Source organism: Arthrobacter sp. SD1074B (assembly GCF_056780195.1).
Genome location: NZ_JBRAZT010000001.1, coordinates 3,837,713 through 3,857,667, shown reverse-complemented (window position 1 = coordinate 3,857,667; position 19,955 = coordinate 3,837,713). Strand labels below are relative to the sequence as shown.

Here is a 19,955-nt window from a genome sequence, read left to right as displayed (position 1 = left end):
TGCTCTTGCCGGCACCTCCAGTGTGCCGCGGCATTGTTGCCGCCGCGTTTCGGCCCGGTAAGCGGCGGGTTAGTTTTCCGGGGCCTCCGGGTTTCCGCGCCGTTCCGGCGGGCACGGGTCCGGCGCGCCGGGCGGGCCGGGGGATCGACGTCGGCGTCCGGGCGCGCCAGAATGGGCCGTATGCGACTGCCCTTGATGCCCCCGATCGCGCCGATGCTGGCGAAGGCCGTCAGCGCCCTGCCGGAGGGGGCCATGAGTTTCGAACCCAAGTGGGACGGATTCCGTTCCATCATCTTCCGCGACGGCGACGAGGTGGAGATCGGCAGCCGCAACGGCAAACCCCTGACCCGGTACTTCCCGGAGCTCGTTGAGTCCCTGAAGTTGAACGTCCCGCCGCGCTGCGTGCTTGACGGCGAGATCATCCTGGTCGGTGCGCCGGGGGACCGCCTCGACTTCGACGCGCTCCAGCAGCGGATCCATCCCGCCGCGAGCCGGGTCCGGCTGCTCGCGGCGCAGACCCCCGCGAGTTTTGTCGCCTTCGACCTGCTGGCCCTCGGCGACGAGGATTTCACCGGCCGGCCGTTCCAGGAGCGCCGCGCGGCCCTGGAACAGGCGCTCGCGGACAGCTCCGCACCGGTACACCTGACCGCTGCCACCCGGGACCGGGACACCGCGGGGCTGTGGTTCCGGCAGTTCGAAGGCGCCGGCCTGGACGGGATCGTGGCCAAGGCGCTCGACGCCAGCTACCAGCCGGACAAGCGCACCATGTTCAAGGTCAAGCACGAACGCACCGCCGACTGTGTCCTTGCCGGATACCGAGTGCACACCTCGGGTCCGGACCGGATCGGTTCGCTGCTGCTGGGACTGTACGACGAGGACGGCGTGCTGGCCAACGTCGGCGTGGTGGGCGCCTTTCCGATGCAGCGCCGCAAGGAACTGTTCGAGGAACTCCAGCCGCTTGTCACCGACTTCGCGGACCACCCGTGGGCGCGGGCCAGGCAGGAGGAGGGATCCCGGACACCTCGCAACGCCGAGGGAAGCCGCTGGAGCGGGGGCAAGGACCTGAGCTTCACGCCGTTGCGGCCGGAGCGGGTGGTGGAAGTGAAGTATGACCACATGGAGGGCGAGCGATTCCGGCACACCACCCAGTTTGTGCGCTGGCGGCCGGACCGGGAGCCGGCCTCCTGCACGTACGCCCAGCTGGAGGAACCGGTCAGCTACGACCTGGCCGCTGTGCTGGGCGCCGGCCGCGGCTGAACTCCCGCCGTCCAGCGTTCCACGCGACGCTCCCGCCCGGTTCTTCCGCCCACGCAGCGCCGACACGCGGAAAAGCCCGGTGTGTTGCGGAAACACACCGGGCTTTCCCGCGGAGAACCGGGCGGGAGCGTCGGGGCCTTAGCGCAGGCCGAGCTCCTTGGTGGGAACCTTGAAGGTCTCCTTGGCGGTCAGCGCCGAGACGGCGGCAATGACGCAGATGATGCCGGTGAAGATGGTGATCTGGACCCAGCCGCCGGGCTTGATGCCGCCCATCGCCGCCACGATTGCCGGGGCGAAGCCCGCCATCAGGAAGCCGAGCTGGGTGCCGATGGCCAGGCCGGAAAAGCGGACCTTGGTGCTGAACATCTCGGCGTAGAAGGACGGCCAGACGGCGTTGGAGGCCGCGTAGCCGAAGGAGAAGAAGCCGATCGCGGCCAGGAACATCAGCGGAACGCTCCCGGATTCGAGGCTGAGCAGGAACACCGGGGTCAGCACCGCGCTGGAGAGTGCCCCGTAGATGAAGACCGGCTTGCGGCCGATTCGGTCGGCCAGCTTGCCGAAGAGCGGCTGGGTGCCGAGGGCGACCAGGTTGGCGCCCACAACCAGCCAGAGTGTGACGGTGCCGTCCACATTCGCAACGTTCTTGGCGTAGGCGATGGCCAGGGTCCCGAAGACCGTGGATACGGCGGCGATGAAGGCGCAGGCAACCACACGCAGGACGTCGCGCCAGTGGTGCTTGAGCAGGTCGGCTACCGGGAGCCTGGAGATCTGGGCACTCTTCTGCGCTTCCTCGAAGGCGGGCGGCTCGTGCAGGGTGCGGCGGATGAAGAACGCGACCACCACGACCACGGCGCTGAGCCAGAACGGAATGCGCCAGCCGACGCCGTACTTGATCTCGTCCGGCAGCGCCAGGACGGGGATGAAGACGAGGGCGGCAAGGATCTGGCCGCCCTGGGTGCCCGTGAGGGTCCAGGAGGTGAAGAACGAGCGGCGGTTGTCCGGTGCGTGCTCCAAGGTCATGGACGAAGCGCCGGCCTGCTCGCCGGCGGCGGAGAGACCTTGGCAGAGCCGGGCCACGACGAGCAGCGCGGGAGCCCACCAGCCGACGGTCTTGAAGTCCGGCAGGCAGCCGATCACGAAGGTGGAGGCGCCCATCAGCAGCAGCGTGAACATCAGGACCTTGCGGCGGCCCACCCGGTCACCGAAGTGGCCCAGGATGACGGCGCCGACCGGCCGCGCCACATAGGCGAAGCCGAAGGTCGCGAAGGACATGATGGCGGCGTTGGCGTCAGCGTCCGGGAAGAAGACCTTCGGGAAGATCAGGGCGGCGGCGGAACCGAAAATGAAGAAGTCGTAGTACTCGACGGCGCTGCCGAGGAAGCTGGCGAGGGCTGCCTTCTTTGGTGTCCCGGCCGGTGCGGCAGTGCCCGGCGTCGTAGACGGGAGTGTCTGGCTCATGGTGTTCCTTTAGTGTGACGACGTTGTCGCGGATGGATCGGGAAGGTCTTGCCGGCCGCTGGCTTCAAGTGTGCGGCAGCCGGTGGACCGAGGAAAGACCCGGACTAGTAGCCACATGGTGGGAGCTACTTGTGCGATGTAGCAAGCATGGCTGTGAGCGTCATCACTTGTCAAGAAAAATAATCACGATCTAGCAATAGCTCTCATCATGTGAGAACATCGATGCATGAGTGTGAACCAAGACACAGCGGCGGCCCCTGGTGCCGACAGCCGCGGCGACGCCGCCGTTGCCCCTGCCGAAACCCCCGGAGGCGGTCCGGCCCAGCTGGCCCAGCCCGCCAAGGCCGCCAAGGCCGCCAAGGAGGACTCGCGCACCGACATGGTCGGCAAGGCCCTGGGGCTGCTGGTGCTGCTGGGCGATGAGCCCCGCGGGGCCAGTGCCGCCGAGCTGTCGCGCCGCGCGGAGCTGCCCTTCAGCACCACCTACCGGCTGCTGGGCTCGCTGACCAGGGATGGCTTTGTGGACTACGAGGCTGACGGCCGCCGCTACCACCTGGGCCTGCGGGTCTTCCAGCTCGGCCAGCGGGTCTCCAACCACCACGGCTTCGCGGGCACCGCGCTCCCCATCCTGCGTCGCGTCACCGAGGAGACCGGCGAGGCCACCATCCTGTCGGTCCGCGACGGGAAGCACCACCTCACCGTCAACAAGGTGGATGGTCCGCAGACTTTCCGCGTTACGTCCGATCCGGGCCACCTCGGTGCCCTGCACACCACCTCGGTGGGCAAGGCGCTCGTAGCGTTTGCCGACGACGCCACGCGGCAGCAGTTGGTGGAGGACCTTGAGCTGGAGCCGCTGACCGGGCTTTCCATTACGGACCGGGACGTCTTCCGGGCCGAGATCGAGCTGGTCCGGAAGCGCGGCTACGCCACCATGGACGAGGAAAACGAGCTGGGCATGCGTGCCGTTGCGGTTCCGGTCTTCAATTCGCAGGGCCATGCGTTCGCCTCGCTGGCCACCGCGGTCCCCGTTTTCCGGATGAGCATGGAGGCCCTGGTGGCACTCGTGCCACTGCTTCAGTCCGCCGCGGCCGAACTCTCGGCCCGCCTTCCCCAGGGCTAAAACCGGCGGATCCCTGCGGTCCGCAACTCAACGACTTCACAATGTGTTCGCTATAAGAACATTGGTGCAATATGTGAACACCTGCGCTAATGTAATCCCTATCACCCGGCCCGCCGCCCACTTCGCGGCCGCCGAGTGCCGTTGTCAAAGGAGCTAGACGGATGAGCAATCGAGCAGAGTCCTTCCTCGTGGGCCTGGTAGGCGATGGCGTCACGCCGTCCCTCACGCCCCCCATGCACGAACGCGAAGGCGACGTGCAGGGCCTCCGGTACCTTTACCGCCCCATCGACCTCACCGAACTGGGCCTCCCCGGCCAGGCCGTCGGAGAGCTCCTGACCGGCGCCCACCGGCTCGGCTTCAACGGACTGAACATCACCCACCCGTGCAAACAGCTGGTACTCGAACACCTCCACGAAGTCTCGCCGGACGCCCGGCGCCTCGGTGCCGTCAATACCGTGACCATCCGGGACGGCCGCTTCATCGGCCACAACACCGACTTCTCCGGCTTCGCGTCCGCCCTCGCCGCCGGCCTGCCCGGGGCGAAGCTGGACCGCGTCGTGCAGCTCGGTGCCGGCGGCGCCGGATCCGCCGTCGCCTACGCCCTGCTGACCGCCGGGGTCCGCCGGCTGGACCTCGTGGACACCGACGCGGCACGCTGCGCCGCCCGCGCGGCCGAACTGGCCGGATTCTTCCCGCGCAGCCAGGTCACGGCCCGCACGACGGCGGAGCTGCCGGAGCTGATGCCGCTCGCCGACGGTCTGGTGCACTGCACCCCCGTGGGCATGGCCGCCCACCCCGGCGTCCCGCTGGACATGTCCCTGGTGGAGCCCCGGCACTGGGTCGCGGACATCGTCTACCGGCCGATCGAGACCGAACTGGTCCGCGAAGCCCGGGCCAAGGGCTGCGACGTGCTCGACGGCGGACGGATGGCCGTGGGACAGGCCGCCGACGCGTTCCGGATCTTCACCGGCCTCGAGGCCGACGCGGACCGGATGCGTGCCCACTTCCTGGAGCTCGTCGCCGCCGAGGAAGTGGCCGCCTGATGCGCACCGGAATCGCCACCGTCTGCCTCTCCGGCACCCTGAAGGAGAAGATGCAGGCCTGTGCCATGGCCGGTTTCGACGGGATCGAAATTTTCGAGCAGGACCTCGTGACGTCGTCCCTGAGCCCGGAGGAGATCCGGGCGATGGCCGAGGACCTGGGCCTCAGCCTTGACCTCTACCAGCCGTTCCGCGACTTCGACAGCGTTCCGGAGGAGCTCCTCGGGGCCAACCTGCGCCGTGCGGAGGCCAAGTTCCGGCTGATGTCCCGGCTGGGCATGGACACCATCCTGGTCTGCTCCAACGTGGGCACCGCCAGCATCGACGACGACGAGCTCCGCGCCAGCCAGCTGTCCCGGCTCGCGTCCCTCGCCGGTGAGCACGGCGTCAAGGTCGCCTACGAAGCCCTGGCCTGGGGCAGGTACGTCAGCGACTATGAACACGCCCACCGCCTGGTGGAACTGGTGGACCACCCGAACCTGGGCACCTGCCTGGACTCCTTCCACATCCTGTCCCGGGACTGGGACACCGCCCCGATCGAGCAGTTCAACCCGGACAAGATCTTCTTCGTCCAGGTGGCGGATGCGCCGAAGCTTTCCATGGATGTGCTGTCCTGGAGCCGGCACTACCGGGTCTTCCCGGGCGAGGGACAGTTCGAGCTCGCCAAGTTCATGGGCCACGTGGTCCGCGCCGGCTACACCGGCCCCGTCTCGCTGGAGGTCTTCAACGACGTCTTCCGGCAGTCCGACGTCGAGCGCACCGCCGTGGACGCCATGCGTTCGCTGATCTGGCTGGAGGAACAAAGCGCACAGTGGCTGGAGGCGCACCCCTCGGCAGCAGCGGCGGCCGAAACGGACGCCGGGACCGCCGGCCGCCGTCGTCATGCGATGGAGCTGGCCACGCTGCCGCGGGTGGCCGAACCGGCAGGGTTCAACTTCGCCGAGGTGCGGGCAGCCGACACCGCCACGCTGGAGACCCTGCTGGGCCAACTGGGATTCGATTTCAACGGCCGGCACCGGACCAAGAATGTGCAATTGTGGAGCATGGGCCACGCACGCGTGATCATCAACGAGGAAGCGCCCGCCGCGGCGGAGACCGCCATTGCCGCTGTCGGCTTCGATGTCGACTCCCCGGTGATCGCTGCCGCGCGGGCGCAGCAGCTCAAAGCCCCCGCCGTGCCGCGCAAGAGCCAGGCGAACGAGGAGATCTTCCAGGGCTTCGCCGCCCCCGATTCCACCGAGGTCTTCCTGTGCCAGGGCAGCCCGGACGGCACCGCCGCCTGGGTCAACGAGTTCGGCGCCTCCGGCGACCCGGACCCGGCGGGATTCCAGGCCGCCGGATCCGGCGCGGCGGCAGCTGGCCCGGCCGCGGGTCCGCGGGCCGTGATCGACCACGTCAACCTTGCGCAGCCCTGGCAGCACTTCGACGAGGCGGTGCTTTTCTACACCAGCGCCCTGGCCCTGGAACCGCAGCCGTACGCCGAGGTGGCCAGCCCCACCGGGCTGGTCCGGTCCCAGGTGATGACCACCCGGGACCGCGGAGTACGGCTAGTGCTGAACCTGGCCCCGCTGCTCCAGCAAGAGGCCGGCCCGGACGCAGGCGTCGCCTCCGCGGGAGCACAGCGCCGGACCTACCAGGAACACATCGCGTTCGCCGTCGACGACCTCGTGGCCGCGGCCCGGGCCGCCCGCGGCCGTGGCCTGGAATTCCTGCGGATCCCGGCGAACTATTACGAGGACCTGGACGCGCGCTTCGACCTGGACCCTGCGTTCCTGGCCACCCTGCGCGAACTGAACCTGCTCTATGACCGTGACGCCGACGGCGAGTTCCTGCACTTCTACACCGCCACCGTCGGCAGCGTCTTCTTCGAAATGGTGGAACGCCGCGGCTCCTACGACGGCTACGGGGCCCCCAACGCCCCGGTCCGGCACGCCGTCCAGTACGACCACCTGCACCAGCTGAAACTCACCGCCTGACCGCACCCGGCCAGGACCGACCCACCCCAACGAAAGGAGGCTGCCGTGCCTGAAGAAATCAATCTCGAAATTTTCAACGCGGACCCGCTCACCGAAGACGTGTCCGACGCAGCGCCCGCGGCACCGGCTCAGGCCGCAAAGGCTGTTCCGGCCCTGGATACCGCGGCGGAATCGCAACAGATCCTCAGCGACGAGATGAAGGCGCTGGGGGAGGCCTACGCACTGGCCCGCCGCAACGGCGCCCCGGCGGAAACCCAACCGCGGCTGGACTATCCGCCGTACCGCAGCAGCATCCTGCGGCATCCGACCAAGAGCCTGCAGCACGCGGATCCGGAAACCATCGAGCTGTACTCGCCCGCGTTCGGGCACATGGACGTCCATGCCCTGGAATCCGACCTCACCATCCAGCACAACGGCGAACCGCTGGGCGAGCGGATCATTGTTTCCGGCCGTGTGCTCGACGGTGACGGCCGGCCGGTCGCCGGCCAGCTGGTGGAGATCTGGCAGGCCAACTCCTCCGGCCGCTACATCCACAAGCGCGACCAGCACCCGGCCCCGCTCGACCCGAACTTCACCGGCGTCGGCCGCTGCATCACCGGCGCGGACGGGTCCTACAGCTTCATCACGATCAAGCCCGGCGCCTACCCGTGGAAGAACCACCTGAACGCCTGGCGCCCGGCCCACATCCACTTCTCCCTGTTCGGCCGCGAGTTCACCCAGCGGATCGTCACGCAGATGTACTTTCCCGGCGACCCACTCTTCGCGCTGGACCCGATCTACCAGTCCATCGTGGACCAGGATGCCCGGGACCGCCTGGTCGCCAGCTACAACCACGACCAGACCAAGCCGGAGTGGGCGCTGGCCTACAACTGGGACATTGTCCTGACCGGTTCGAAGCGGACCTGGACCGAAAATGAGGCATTGGGTGCAGAAGGAGACGACCATGAGTAACTTGACCCCCACCCCCGGCCAGACCGTGGGCCCGTTCTACGGCTACGCCCTGCCCTACGCCAAGGACCGGGAGTTGCTGGCGCCCGGTTCCGCCGGCTCGATCCGCCTGCAGGGAACCGTGTACGACGGCGCGGGGCACCCGGTGCCCGACGCCATCCTGGAGATCTGGCAGGCCGACGCCGAGGGACAGGTTCCGCAGCGCACCGGCTCCCTGGTCCGCGACGGCTACACCTTCACCGGCTTCGGCCGCAGCGCGGTGGGCAACACCGGCGTCTTCACCTTCACCACGGTCAACCCCGGCCCCACCGCGCCGGGCGCCGCGCCGTTCATCTCCGTAGTCGTCTTCGCGCGCGGCCTGATGAACCGGCTCTTCACCCGCGTCTACCTGCCGGAGAACGAGGAAGCCCTCGCCGCGGATCCGCTGCTGTCCGCCCTGGATCCGGAACGCCGCCGGACGCTGATCGCCCGGCGCGACCCGGACGGCGGCCTGAGCTGGGACATCCGGCTGCAGGGCGAGGGCGAGACCGTGTTCCTCGACTTCGAAGGCGCGGGCGCCGCAGGAACCGGCGCCGGCGAAAACAGCGCCGCGGACGCCTCGCAGTGACGGCCGGCAATGCCGGCGGCGACGCCGGGCGGGACGGCGACGTCGGCCTGCTGAGCCCGGTGTCGGCGTCGCCCTCGGTGGCGGCCCTGACCGGGGACAGGGCGGTGCTCGCCGCCCTGCTCCGGGTCGAAGCCGGCTGGGCGGAGGTCCTCGAAGAGGCCTCTCTCGCCCCGGCCGGGTCCGCCGCCATGGTGGCGGAGGCCGCCGGCGTTGACCGCTACGACATCGCTTCAATCGCCGTCCGCGCCCAGGGCGGCGGCAACCCGGTGATCCCGCTGCTTGCCGACCTCCGCGCGCAGGTTACGGCCCTCGACACGGCCGGCATCGGCGCCGGACGGGCGGTGCACACCTCGCTGACCAGCCAGGACGTGCTCGACTCCGCCCTGATGCTGCTGGCCTCGGGAGCCGTCCGGGAACTGCTCGGTGACGTCAAGCGCACGACGGCGGCCCTCGCCGCCCTCGCGCAACAGCACCAGCAGACCCTGTGCGTCGGCCGGAGCCTGACCCAGCACTCGCTGCCGTTCAGCTTCGGCCTGAAGGCCGCGCAGTGGTTCCACGGCCTCGCCGCGGCCGCGCGCCGGCTCGAGGGACTGCCGTTTCCGGTGCAGACCGGGGGAGCGGCCGGAACCCTGGCAGCAGGCACCGTGCTGACCGATGGCTCGCCCCTGGCGCCGCTCGACCTTGCCGACCGCCTCGCCGCCCGGCTCGGACTGGCCGCAGTCCCGGCACCGTGGCACACCAACCGCCTCGCGGTCACCGCGCTCGGCGACGCCCTCGCGGCCGTGACGGACGCCGCGGGCAAGATCGCCGCCGACGTGCTGTTCCTGAGCCGTCCCGAGGTGGCGGAACTCGCCGAGCCGCGCGCTGCCGGCCGCGGCGGCTCCTCGGCCATGCCGCAGAAGCAAAACCCGGTGCTGTCCGTGCTGGTCCGCAGCGCCGCGCTGCAGGCACCTGCGCTGGTGGCCCAGCTGCACCTCGCGGCGGCCAACTTCAACGACGAACGGCCCGACGGCGCCTGGCACACCGAGTGGTCCGCGCTGCGCTCCCTGCTCCGCCTGGCCCTGGGCGCCGCCGGCCAGCTCCGCGAGCTGACCGAGGGCCTGCAGGTCTTTCCGTCGGCGATGCGGCGCAACCTTGACCTCTCCGGCCCGTTGCTGCTCTCCGAGGCGGTCTCCGCCGCCGTCGGACCCATGCTGGGAGCGGATGGCCGGCGCCGGCTCCAGGACGTGGTGGACCAGACCCTGCAGGTGCCCGCGCCCGAACAACCCGGCGCCTACCGGAAACACCTCCGCGCCACCGTCCCGGCCGGACTGCTCTCCGATGAGCGGCTCGAGGAACTGCTGGACCCGGCCAACTACCTCGGCGAGGCCGCCGAAATCTCCCGCCGCATCCTTGCGGCGTGGCCCGACTTCGCGCAGCCTGACGCCGCCCAGCCCGTCGCCGGGCAACCCCGCCCCGAACCGACTGAACCGACTGAACCGACCAAAGTGAAAGGCGCCAACCGTGGCTAGACCAACCGTTAAGGCCGTACTGCTCTCGCCCGTGCGCGAGCTCGGTGACAAGCCACTCCTCGTGGTGGGCCCGTCCCTGGGCACGTCCACACTGCTCTGGAGCCAGGCCGGCGCCCTGCTGGGCGACGACGTCGACGTCGTGGCCTGGGACCTGCCCGGCCACGGCATCTCGCCGGCCGCGGCGGAAACCTTCTCCCTCGCCGAGCTGGCCGACGCCGTCGTCGAGCTGGTCGATTCGATCGCGCCCGGTGCACAGTTCCACTACGCCGGAGTCTCGCTCGGCGGGGCCACCGGCCTGCAGCTGGGCCTCAAGCATGGGGAGCGGCTCAAGAGCCTGTCCGTGCAGTGCGCCGGCGCGAAGATCGGCACCCCCGAGGGCTGGCTGGAGCGGGCCGAAACCGTCCGCAAGCAGGGCACCCCGGTGATGATCGAGGGCTCCGCCCAGCGCTGGTTCGCACCGGGCTTTATGGAGCGCGAGCCGGAGCGCAGCAGCCAGCTGCTGCACACCCTGCGCGACGCCGACCGCTTCAGCTACGCCTTCTGCTGCGAGGCCCTGGCCGGCTTCGACCTGCGGAGCGAACTGGGCAGCATCCGGGTCCCTACCCAGGCGGTGGCTGGCGCGGAGGACACCGTCGCGCCGCCGTCGCTGGCCAAGGAAATCGTGGACGGCATCACCGCCGGCGGTGGGACGGCCAACGCGGTAACCCTGGAGGGCGTGGCGCACCTGGCCCCCTTCGAGGCGCCGGGCCATGTCGCCGGGCTGCTGCGCAGCCTGATCAGCTGGACCGAATCCCGCGGAGCGGGCCAGTGACCGGCCAGCAGCGGACCGGCCCGGAACGGAACGGTGTGGTGCAACCGGACGCCACCAGCCAGGAGATCTACGACGGCGGCATGCGGGTCCGCCGCGAGGTGCTCGGCGCCGCGCACGTGGACCGGGCCAATGCCAACAAGGACTCCTTCACCGAGGACTTCCAGGACATGATCACCCGGATCGCCTGGGGCGGGATCTGGACCCGGCCCGGGATCAGCCGCCAGATGCGCTCCGCCGTCACGATCACCGCGATGGTTGCGCACGGCCACTGGGAGGAACTGGCGATGCACATCCGCGCCGCCGTCACCAACGGCCTGAGCAGGGACGAGATCAAGGAAATCCTGCTGCAGACCGCCATCTATTGCGGAGTCCCCTCCGCCAACACCGCCTTCAAGACCGCGCAACAGGTTTTCCATTCCATGGACACCCCCGAACCGGCCCCACCCAACTAGCTCGCACTTGATGTCGTTTTGAGCCCTCATAACGACATCAACTGCGAGCCAGTTGGGACCATCAGACGCAAATCTAAGGGAACAGGTATGAATCAGGCTTTTGTGTACGACGCCGTGCGGACCCCGTTCGGCAGGTTCGGCGGCGGCCTCGCGGGAGTGCGCCCGGACGACCTTGCCGCCCACGTGATCGGGGAGGCGGTGCGGCGCGCGCCGGGACTCGACGCCGGGCGGATCGATGAGGTGGTGTTCGGCAACGCCAACGGCGCGGGCGAGGAAAACCGCAACGTCGCCCGGATGGGCACTTTGCTGGCGGGCCTGCCCGTCTCCCTTCCGGGAACAACGGTCAACCGGCTGTGCGGCTCGTCGCTGGACGCGGCGATCATCGCCTCCCGGCAGATCAACACCGGCGACGCGGACCTGATGCTGGTCGGCGGCGTCGAATCGATGTCCCGGGCGCCCTGGGTGCTGCCCAAGACCGAGAAACCCTACCCGGCCGGGGACATGACCCTGGTCTCCACGACGCTGGGCTGGCGGCTGGTGAACAAGAACATGCGCCCGGACTGGACTGTGTCCCTGGGCGAGGCCACCGAACGGCTGGCCGAAAAGTACGGGGTCTCCCGCCAGCAGCAGGACGAGTTCGCCGCGGCCTCGCACAACCTGGCCGCCGCGGCCTGGGACGAAGGGTTCTACGACCAGCTCGTCACGGCCGTGCCGGGCACGGACCTGGTCCGGGACGAGGGCATCCGCCCCGGGTCCACGGCGGAGAAGCTGTCCGGACTCAAGACCGTGTTCCGCGCCGAGAAGGGCACCGTCACGGCGGGCAATGCGTCCCCGCTTTCGGACGGGGCGTCCGCGGCCTGGCTGGGCTCCGAGGCCGCCGCCGGGATCCTGGGCCTTGACCCGCTGGCCCGCGTCGCGGGCCGTGGCGCGCACGCCAACGACCCCCAATTCTTCGGCTACGCCCCGGTCGAGGCCGCGAACAAGGCCCTCGCCAAGGCCGGAATCGGCTGGGACCAGGTCGGCGCCGTCGAACTCAACGAGGCGTTCGCCGCGCAGTCCCTGGCCTGCATCAACGCCTGGGGCATCGATGCGTCCATTGTGAACCGGCACGGCGGGGCGATCGCCATGGGCCACCCGCTGGGCGCCTCCGGCGCCCGGATCCTGGGCACCCTGGCCCGGTCGCTGCAGGCTTCCGGCGAACGCTGGGGCGTCGCCGCGATCTGCATCGGCGTCGGCCAGGGCCTCGCCATCGTCCTCGAAAACGTCACCACCGCCCGCCGGAATGACCCGTCGGCACCAGCTGCAAAGGGCTAGTCCATGCTGAATTTCATTGACACCGTCGGCGAAGCCGTCGCCGCGATCCAGGACGGTTCCACCGTGATGATCGGCGGCTTCGGCAACGCCGGGCAACCGTTTGAACTCATCGATGCCCTGATGGACTGCGGCGCCACGGACCTCACCGTGGTCAACAACAACGCCGGCCAGGGCGACCAGGGCCTCGCGCTGCTGATCAAGGAGGGCCGGGTGAAGAAAATGATCTGCTCCTTCCCGCGGCAGTCCGACTCCTGGCACTTCGACGCGAGGTTCCGCGCCGGAGAGATCGAGCTTGAGCTCGTCCCGCAGGGCAACCTGGCCGAACGGATCCGCGCCGCCGGCGCCGGGATCGGCGGCTTCTTCACCCCCACCGGCTACGGCACCATGCTGGCCGAGGGCAAGGAAACCCGCTTCCTGGACGGCAAGTGGCAGGTGTTCGAGACCCCGCTCCACGCCGACGTCGCGCTGGTCAAGGCATTCAAGGCCGACGGCAAGGGGAACCTGGTCTACCGCAAGACGGCGCGCAACTTCGGCCCGATCATGGCCGCCGCGGCCAAGCACAGCATTGTCCAGGTCTCCGAGATCGTCCCGACCGGCGGGCTGGACCCGGAAGTCATCGTGACACCTGGAATTTACGTCAACAGCATCGTGGAGGTGGCCTGATGAGCAGCGAGACGAGCATCCAGACTTCCGACAAGCCGCTGGGCCGCGATGACCTGGCCCGGCTGGTGGCCCGGGATATCCGGCCCGGCTCCTTCGTCAACCTCGGCATCGGCCAGCCCACCCTGGTGTCCAACTACCTCGAGCCGGAGCAGAACATCACGCTCCATACCGAGAACGGCATGCTAGGGATGGGCCCGGAAGCCACCGGCGACCAGATCGACGGCGACCTCATCAACGCGGGCAAGATTCCCGTGACGGAACTGCCCGGCGCCTCCTACTTCCACCACGCGGATTCCTTCGCGATCATGCGCGGCGGTCACCTGGACATCTGCGTCCTGGGCGCTTTCCAGGTCTCCGCGACCGGCGACCTCGCGAACTGGCACACCGGCGCCCCGGACGCGATCCCCGCCGTCGGCGGCGCCATGGATCTGGCCACCGGCGCCAAGGACGTCTTCGTGATGATGACCCTGCTGACCCGCGACGGCGTATCCAAAATCGTCGAAGCGTGCAGCTATCCGCTAACCGGGATCGGCTGCGTCACGCGGGTGTACACGGACAAGGCGGTGTTCTTGACCGGCCCCGACGGCGTCCAGGTGCGGGAGACTTTCGGCTGCACGCTTGAGGAGCTGCAGGCCCTGGTGCCGGTGCCGCTCACAGCCGCCGCAGCCTGACCCCCAATAGCGCGAACGTACACTTCCGGCCCCGCCGGAGCGCCCTTCCGGGGCCTGAAGTGTACGTTCGCGCCGATAGAGTGATGCGTGATCGAGAGGCGTGAAATGACTGAGGCAGCACAGGGCACCCGGACCGACGGGGCGCCGTCGGCCAGCGACCAGTACGTGCAGTCGCTGGCCAGGGGACTGGCGGTGATCCGATCCTTCGATTCCGAGCACCCGCTGATGACGCTGACCGAGGTGGCAGCCCGGACCGGCCTTACCCGTGCCACGGCGCGTCGTTTCCTGCACACCCTGGTGGGGCTGGGCTACGTCCGTACCGACGGCAAGACCTTCGCGCTGACCGCCAAGGTGCTGCAGCTCGGTTACGCCTACCTGTCCGGATTGTCCCTGCCGCAAATCGCCCAGCCGCACCTGGAGGAGCTTTCGCTCAAGCTCGGGGAGTCGACGTCGGCCGCCGTCCTGGACGGGACGGACATCGTCTATATCGCGCGGGTGGCCACGCGGCGGATCATGACCGTTGGCATCACCGTGGGCACCCGGTTCCCGGCCTATGCCACCTCCATGGGCCGGGTCCTGCTTGCCGGCCTGCCGCCCGCGAAACTCCAGGAATACCTGGCCGCGGCTGAGATCCGGCCGCTGACGCCGCGTGCGATCGGCACCCGCGAGGCGCTGCTGGCGGAGCTGGACACCGTCCGGGCCCAGGGCTGGTGCCTGCTGAACCAGGAACTGGAGCTCGGACTCATGTCCCTGGCCGCGCCAATCCACGACGGGCCCGGCAAGGTGGTCGCGGCCATCAACGTCTCGCTGCAGGCCCAGGCCGTGGCCGCGGAACCGGATCCCGAGGCTTACGTTGCCGCGGTGCGCGAGGCCGCCGTCGCCACCGCCGAACTCATTTCCGCGGACCTCTCCGCCGGACGGTAGCGACGCCGGCCAAGGCGCGCCGTCCGGCCAGAGTTGGCGACCGCGGCATTACCCTAGCCGGGCGTCACCGGGAGGAATCCGTCGACGTCGATACCGTGATGGTGACCCCGGCCGCCTCGTCACGGATGAACAGGTTTAACGGCCGGTCCACGAGGCTGGCGTGCATGTCCTCGCTGTCCTCCGGGGCCAGCTGCTCTGCCAGCCGGGTCAGGGCCAGGGCCATCGCCCGGCCCCAATCATGCGGATCCCTGCTTGATGCCTCAGCCTCGGCTGAATAGTTTTCTTCTGGTCCGGTCATGTGCCCCGCCTTCCGCGTCTGGAACGCGGCCGCCCCGGCGAGTCCGGAGAGGCAACCGGCCGAGCCGGCACGCTTCAGTTCCTAAACATGGCCAGTGTAGTGACCAGCCGCACAACGCGTCCATGACTCCCCGCCCCGCTGCGCGAGTCAGCCCTGCTGCACCGATAAACTTTCAGTTGCGGGACCCATCCCGCCAATTGCCCGAAGGACGCCATGCCACAGACGAATGCCGCGCAGGACACCACTGTTCCGACCAAACGCGCCGCCGTGATCATCAACCCGATGAAGTCCCCCGGCGAAGACTTCAAGGCCGCGTTCTACCGGCTCTGCGAGACCCAGGGCTGGACAGAGCCGCTCTGGCTTGAGACCACGGCCGAGGACACCGGCCTGGGCCAGGCGCGCGAGGCGCTCGAGGCGGGTGTCGACGTCGTGATTGCCGCCGGCGGCGACGGAACCGTCCGGTGCGTCGCGGAGGTCCTCGCGGGCACCGGGACTCCCATGGGACTGGTCCCGATGGGCACCGGCAACCTGCTGGCCCGCAACATGAACGTCGATATCACCGACCCCGTGGCCGCCAGCTTTGACATCCTCAACGGCGCGGACGTCAAGGTGGATGTGGTCAAGGCAACGCTGGACCACAGCCAGGACGAACAGCTCTTCCTGGTCATGGCCGGCCTTGGCTACGACGCAGCGATCATGGCCAACACCGTGGACGAACTCAAGGACCGGGTGGGCTGGCTCGCCTATGTGGAGGCCGGCATCCGGCACCTGCCCGGCAAGCCGGTGCGGGCGCAGATCAGCATCGACGGCCAGCGTCCGGTCCGCCGCCGGATCCGCAGCGTGATGGTGGGCAACTGCGGCAAGATCACCGGCGGGGTGGAGGTTTTTCCGGACGCCAGGCTGGATGACAACATCCTCGACGTGCTGCTCCTGGCCCCGAAGGGCAAACTGGGCTGGTTCAGTGTGCTGGCGGCCATGTTCGGCCGGAAGAACGACAAGAACAAGTCGGTCGAGTATTTCGCCGGGAAGACCGCGGAAATCAGCCTTGAGCGCGAACTGGAGTTCCAGCTTGACGGCGACCACAACGGCAAGGCCAAGCACCTCAGGGTCGAAGTGGAGCACGAGGCGCTGACCATCCGGATGACGCTGCCTCCGAAGCTGTCCTAGCCTCCGGGCGCCGCTTAAAATGAAATACACCACCGCCGCGGTGGTCATGAAAGTCACGAACGACGTGAAGGCGGCGCCGATGGTCAAGAAAGACTTGGAGTTTCCGGGCCAAATGGCGAAGCCGAGCCCGTCGGCGTGGGCCCCGCCCGTCGCGGCGACGATCGGGTTCGCGATGTTCGTCGTGAAGGCCGCGACCAGTGCGGTGAAGTCCGTGCCGACGACGGCGGCGATGGACAGATCGATCACGTTGCCGCGGGATGAAGTCCTGGAATCCTTTGAGCATGGGTCCTCCGCAAGGGTGCCGGCCGGGTGGTCCAACCGCTAGGCGCCACCACCTCGCCCACCCGCGCCGCCTTCCGTTGAATGGAAGACGGGGCGGGTTCTGCGGGGGATCCGGCGTAAAATCTACGCGGATGCCAGTGCCGTCGTCGTTCCCCCTCGACAGCAAAGGAAAGCCCATCCCACCCGTGAAGCCCGCGACACTGCTCGCCGAGATGTTCACTATGGCCCCAGCCAATAAAGACCACCAGGCCGCGGTCCGTTGCGCCGTCGGCGTTTTTGTGCCGCTGATCTCGCTGCTGTTGCTGGGCCGGTTGGATCTGGCCATTTTTGCCTCCTTCGGTGCCTTCGCCGGGATCTACGGACGGAACGAGCCCCACGGCCGGCGCTTCGTGCTGCAGCTGCGCGCTGGCTCGCTCATGCTCGCCGTGATCCTGCTCGGCGCCCTGACCGCCCGCGCCGGATCAGTCTTAGCGCTCACGCCATGGGCCACCACCTGGCTGCAGGTCCTGGCAACCACGCTGGTGGCCGGCGGCTGCTCCCTGATTGTGGCCTGGTGGCGGCTCCGCCCGGCCGGATCGCTGTTCCACATCTTCGCCTTCGCGGCCATCGCCTCGATCCCCAGCCAGCCGCCGCTCTGGCAGGGAATGCTGGTGGCCGTCCTGACGGTGACGTTTTCCCTGTTGGTCGGCCTGTCGTCCCGGGTGGCACCGGGCCGCCGCCAGCCGTGGGCATGGCCCCGGCGCGTCCGGCTGACCGCCGAGGAGCGCCGCGTGGCCTGGCTCGAAGCGGTGGGCTACCTCGTCGCGGCCGGGCTGGCCGGCAGCCTGGCCACCCTGGCCGGCGAGAGGCTCGGCTTGGGCCACAACTACTGGGCCATGGTGGCCGCCGTGGTGCCGTTGGTCGGGCACAGCACACGCCACCGCATTAGCCGCGGCGTGCAGCGCATCATCGGCACCGCGCTGGGGCTGGTACTCCTGGCCGCGATCCTGCTGCTGGAACCGGCCCCCTGGCAGACCGTGCTCGTTATTGCCGCCTGCCAGTTCGGCGCCGAGATGTTCATCGCCCGCCAATACATGCTGGCCCAGATTTTTGTCACCCCGCTGGCGCTGATCTCGACCCTGCTGGTGGCCCCGATGTCCGCCGGAACCCTGCTGCGCGACCGGTTCCTGGAGACCGTCATCGGAGCCGGCGTCGGCGTCGGCGTCGTGCTGGCCCCGGCCCTCTGGCGCCGGCTGTCCCCCGGCGGCCGTTCAATGGAAGACTGATCCCAGGCAGACAACAGTTCGCAGGAAGCGGGACGAGTGGCTAATTCCGGGTCGGGGGACTCCGTTGTGGACCGTGTGGTGCGCCTGCTGGAGGCCATCCCCGAGGGCTCCTCGGCCCTGCAGCTCTCCGACCTCGCGGACCGGGCCGGCCTGCCGCTGACCACCGCCCACCGGCTGGTCCGGCAACTGGCCGGGCACGGCCTGCTCGAGCTGGGCGACGCGGGCTCGGTCCGGCTGGGACTGCGGCTGTGGGAACTGGTCAACCGGAATTCGCCGACCCTGGCCCTCCGCCAGGCGGCGATGCCGTTCATGGAAGACATCCAGCAGGTGCTGAACCAAAACGTGAACCTGGCCGTGCTCGACGGCTGGGACGCCTTGTTCGTGGAGCGGCTGTCCCGCCGCGGCTCCGTGGCGAACCGCGCGAAGATCGCGGGACGGATGCCGGTGCACCTTTCCTCGGCCGGGGTAGTCCTGATGGCCCACCAGCCGGTCGCGGTGCAGTCCGCGTACCTGCGCCAGTTCAGCGATCCCGCGGGCCAGCTCCGGCCCGGGGAACTCCGGGCGCTTCTGGCCGAAGCGGCCGACCAGGGCTTTGCCCAGCTTGCCGGGGTGGTGGACCCCGACACCTGGGGGATCGCCGTCCCGGTCCGGGACACCAGGAAGCGGACCGTGGCGGCGCTCGGCGTCGTGGTCCCGCTGCGCGAGATGCGGCTGCAGGCGCTGGTGCCTGCACTGCAGACCGCGGCACGGGGCATCGGACGCCGGCTGGGAGACTCCCGCGCGGCCGCCGATTTCCATTCAACGGAACGCATGTAACGCGGATCACTGCTCCGGGGGCACACTGTTAGCCAGAAGACCGATCCGGTCCGGAACCGGGCGTGCACCTGACACGCGGTTCCGGACCCCGCAATGAAGCGAGGACACCATGGCAGCCCGAAAAGTCATTACCACCCAGGTGGCCATAGTCGGCGGCGGCCCCGCCGGGCTCATGCTCTCCCACCTGCTGGCCAAAGAGGGCATCGAATCCACCGTGCTCGAAGTGCGGAGCCGGCAGGAAATCTCCGAAACCGTCCGGGCCGGGATCCTCGAACACGGCACGGTGAACCTGCTCGTGGACAGCGACGTCTCCGACCGGGTGCTGCGCGACGGCGACCGGCACGACGGCATCGAGCTGCGGTTCAACGGCGAAAGCCACCGCATCGACTTTCAGGACCTGGTGGGCGAGTCGGTCTGGCTCTACCCGCAGACCGACGTCTTCATGGACCTCGCCGCGCGCCGGGAGGCCGACAGCGGCGATGTCCGCTACGGCGTGACGGACACCAGCGTCCACGACATCGACGGCCCGCCGAAGGTGTGGTTCACGGATGCCGACGGCACTGAGTTCGAACTGCGGGCCGACTTCATCGCCGGCGCGGACGGCTCGCGCAGCCACTGCCGTGTCCAGATTCCCGAGGCAGACCGCAAGTGGTACTTCCATGAGTACCCCTTCGCCTGGTTCGGCATCCTGGCCGAGGCGCCGCGCAGCTCCGAAGAGCTGATCTACGCCAACTCGGAGAACGGCTTCGCGCTGATCAGCCAGCGGACCGAGACCGTGCAACGGATGTACTTCCAGTGCGACCCGAATGAAAACGTCAACGACTGGAACGACGAGCGCATCTGGGAAGCCTTCCGCAGCCGCGTCAACGGCAACGGTTTCGAACTCAAGGAGGGCCCGGTCATCGACAAGACGGTCCTCAAGTTCCGCAGCTTCGTGCACGCCCCGATGCGGCACGGCAAGCTGTTCCTGGCCGGAGACGCCGCCCACACCGTCCCGCCGACCGGAGCCAAGGGCCTGAACCTGGCCATCCACGACGTCAAGGTCCTGTTCGAAGGCCTGGACAGCTTCTACAAGACCGGCTCAACGAAACTCCTTGACCTCTACAGCGACCGCGCCCTCGACCGGGTCTGGAAGGCGCAGCACTTCTCCTACTGGATGACCTCCATGCTGCACACCCCGGCCGAAGCCGACGACTTCGCCCGCGCCCGCCAGCTCGGCGAACTCAACTCCGTGGTGTCATCGCGGCACGGTCGCGCCTTTCTGGCCGAGGCCTACACCGGCTGGCCGGCAGGCCGCTAGGACCTCCTCGGGGGCTCGGGCAGCTCCGCAGATTTCCGTCGACAGCACCCCGGCCCAGGACTAGCCTTTAACCGT

The 19,955-nt window shown here is 68.9% G+C and carries 19 protein-coding genes and 1 pseudogene; 17 read left to right on the top strand and 3 right to left on the bottom strand.

Annotation, left to right across the window (positions count from 1 at the left end; genetic code table 11):
* Nucleotides 1-180: 180 nt before the first annotated feature.
* Complete coding sequence (locus tag ACUYM2_RS17940; RefSeq protein WP_481601291.1) at nt 181-1,257, top strand: ATP-dependent DNA ligase; 1,077 nt, start codon at nt 181-183, stop codon at nt 1,255-1,257.
* A gap of 138 nt (nt 1,258-1,395) precedes the next feature.
* Here the strand turns inward: ACUYM2_RS17940 and ACUYM2_RS17935 are convergent, their stop codons facing one another.
* The gene (locus tag ACUYM2_RS17935; RefSeq protein ID WP_481601290.1) at nt 1,396-2,715 is read right to left on the bottom strand and encodes an MFS transporter; all 1,320 of its coding nucleotides are present in this window, start codon (nt 2,713-2,715) and stop codon (nt 1,396-1,398) included.
* A gap of 379 nt (nt 2,716-3,094) precedes the next feature.
* Here ACUYM2_RS17935 and ACUYM2_RS17930 point away from each other — a divergent pair, with 379 nt between their 5' ends.
* The 12 genes from ACUYM2_RS17930 to ACUYM2_RS17875 all read left to right on the top strand — a co-directional run bounded on the left by ACUYM2_RS17930 (nt 3,095) and on the right by ACUYM2_RS17875 (nt 14,752).
* Nucleotides 3,095-3,835 (top strand): IclR family transcriptional regulator, encoded by a 741-nt coding sequence (locus ACUYM2_RS17930; protein WP_481601525.1) that lies wholly within the window; start codon nt 3,095-3,097, stop codon nt 3,833-3,835.
* Between the two features lie 161 nt (nt 3,836-3,996).
* Nucleotides 3,997-4,878: a shikimate dehydrogenase gene (locus ACUYM2_RS17925; protein WP_481601289.1), complete on the top strand. Its 882-nt coding sequence runs from the start codon at nt 3,997-3,999 to the stop codon at nt 4,876-4,878.
* Complete coding sequence (locus tag ACUYM2_RS17920; RefSeq protein WP_481601288.1) at nt 4,878-6,851, top strand: TIM barrel protein; 1,974 nt, start codon at nt 4,878-4,880, stop codon at nt 6,849-6,851. Before ACUYM2_RS17925 ends, ACUYM2_RS17920 begins: the two co-directional genes overlap by 1 nt.
* A 45-nt stretch (nt 6,852-6,896) precedes the next feature.
* Nucleotides 6,897-7,802, top strand: a complete 906-nt coding sequence (pcaH, locus tag ACUYM2_RS17915) for a protocatechuate 3,4-dioxygenase subunit beta (protein WP_481601287.1) — start codon at nt 6,897-6,899, stop codon at nt 7,800-7,802.
* A complete protein-coding gene (gene pcaG, locus ACUYM2_RS17910; protein ID WP_481601286.1) occupies nt 7,795-8,406 on the top strand; it encodes a protocatechuate 3,4-dioxygenase subunit alpha in 612 nt (203 codons plus the stop codon). The genes pcaH and pcaG overlap by 8 nt, the downstream gene beginning before the upstream one ends.
* Nucleotides 8,403-9,917 carry a lyase family protein gene (locus ACUYM2_RS17905; RefSeq protein WP_481601285.1) on the top strand — a complete coding sequence of 505 codons (1,515 nt, stop codon included), beginning with the start codon at nt 8,403-8,405 and terminating at the stop codon, nt 9,915-9,917. Before pcaG ends, ACUYM2_RS17905 begins: the two co-directional genes overlap by 4 nt.
* Entirely contained in the window at nt 9,910-10,728 is an 819-nt protein-coding gene (locus tag ACUYM2_RS17900) for an alpha/beta fold hydrolase (RefSeq protein WP_481601284.1), read from the top strand. Before ACUYM2_RS17905 ends, ACUYM2_RS17900 begins: the two co-directional genes overlap by 8 nt.
* The gene (pcaC, locus tag ACUYM2_RS17895) at nt 10,725-11,180 is read left to right on the top strand and encodes a 4-carboxymuconolactone decarboxylase (protein ID WP_481601283.1); all 456 of its coding nucleotides are present in this window, start codon (nt 10,725-10,727) and stop codon (nt 11,178-11,180) included. Before ACUYM2_RS17900 ends, pcaC begins: the two co-directional genes overlap by 4 nt.
* Nucleotides 11,181-11,267: 87 nt before the next feature.
* Entirely contained in the window at nt 11,268-12,494 is a 1,227-nt protein-coding gene (locus ACUYM2_RS17890) for a thiolase family protein (RefSeq protein WP_481601282.1), read from the top strand.
* 3 nt (nt 12,495-12,497) lie between these two features.
* The gene (locus ACUYM2_RS17885; RefSeq protein ID WP_481601281.1) at nt 12,498-13,157 is read left to right on the top strand and encodes a 3-oxoacid CoA-transferase subunit A; all 660 of its coding nucleotides are present in this window, start codon (nt 12,498-12,500) and stop codon (nt 13,155-13,157) included.
* The gene (locus ACUYM2_RS17880; protein WP_481601280.1) at nt 13,157-13,828 is read left to right on the top strand and encodes a 3-oxoacid CoA-transferase subunit B; all 672 of its coding nucleotides are present in this window, start codon (nt 13,157-13,159) and stop codon (nt 13,826-13,828) included. Before ACUYM2_RS17885 ends, ACUYM2_RS17880 begins: the two co-directional genes overlap by 1 nt.
* 105 nt (nt 13,829-13,933) lie before the next feature.
* Nucleotides 13,934-14,752, top strand: a complete 819-nt coding sequence (locus tag ACUYM2_RS17875; protein WP_481601279.1) for an IclR family transcriptional regulator domain-containing protein — start codon at nt 13,934-13,936, stop codon at nt 14,750-14,752.
* Nucleotides 14,753-14,816: 64 nt separating this feature from the next.
* Here ACUYM2_RS17875 and ACUYM2_RS17870 read toward each other — a convergent pair whose 3' ends face one another.
* Nucleotides 14,817-15,050, bottom strand: coding sequence for a hypothetical protein (locus tag ACUYM2_RS17870; protein WP_481601278.1), 234 nt, complete (start codon nt 15,048-15,050; stop codon nt 14,817-14,819).
* A gap of 213 nt (nt 15,051-15,263) precedes the next feature.
* Here ACUYM2_RS17870 and ACUYM2_RS17865 point away from each other — a divergent pair, with 213 nt between their 5' ends.
* Nucleotides 15,264-16,217, top strand: coding sequence for a diacylglycerol/lipid kinase family protein (locus ACUYM2_RS17865; protein ID WP_481601277.1), 954 nt, complete (start codon nt 15,264-15,266; stop codon nt 16,215-16,217).
* A 63-nt stretch (nt 16,218-16,280) separates the two neighbouring features.
* Here the strand turns inward: ACUYM2_RS17865 and ACUYM2_RS17860 are convergent.
* Nucleotides 16,281-16,463, bottom strand: a pseudogene (locus ACUYM2_RS17860) (MscL family protein); the annotation flags it as partial.
* A gap of 248 nt (nt 16,464-16,711) precedes the next feature.
* Between ACUYM2_RS17860 and ACUYM2_RS17855 the strand changes: the two are divergent.
* The 3 genes from ACUYM2_RS17855 to ACUYM2_RS17845 all read left to right on the top strand — a co-directional run bounded on the left by ACUYM2_RS17855 (nt 16,712) and on the right by ACUYM2_RS17845 (nt 19,880).
* Nucleotides 16,712-17,764: an FUSC family protein gene (locus ACUYM2_RS17855; RefSeq protein WP_481601524.1), complete on the top strand. Its 1,053-nt coding sequence runs from the start codon at nt 16,712-16,714 to the stop codon at nt 17,762-17,764.
* 36 nt (nt 17,765-17,800) lie between these two features.
* The gene (locus ACUYM2_RS17850) at nt 17,801-18,580 is read left to right on the top strand and encodes an IclR family transcriptional regulator (protein ID WP_481601276.1); all 780 of its coding nucleotides are present in this window, start codon (nt 17,801-17,803) and stop codon (nt 18,578-18,580) included.
* A 109-nt stretch (nt 18,581-18,689) separates the two neighbouring features.
* Nucleotides 18,690-19,880 (top strand): 4-hydroxybenzoate 3-monooxygenase, encoded by a 1,191-nt coding sequence (locus ACUYM2_RS17845; RefSeq protein WP_481601275.1) that lies wholly within the window; start codon nt 18,690-18,692, stop codon nt 19,878-19,880.
* The last annotated feature ends 75 nt before the right edge of the window (nt 19,881-19,955 follow it).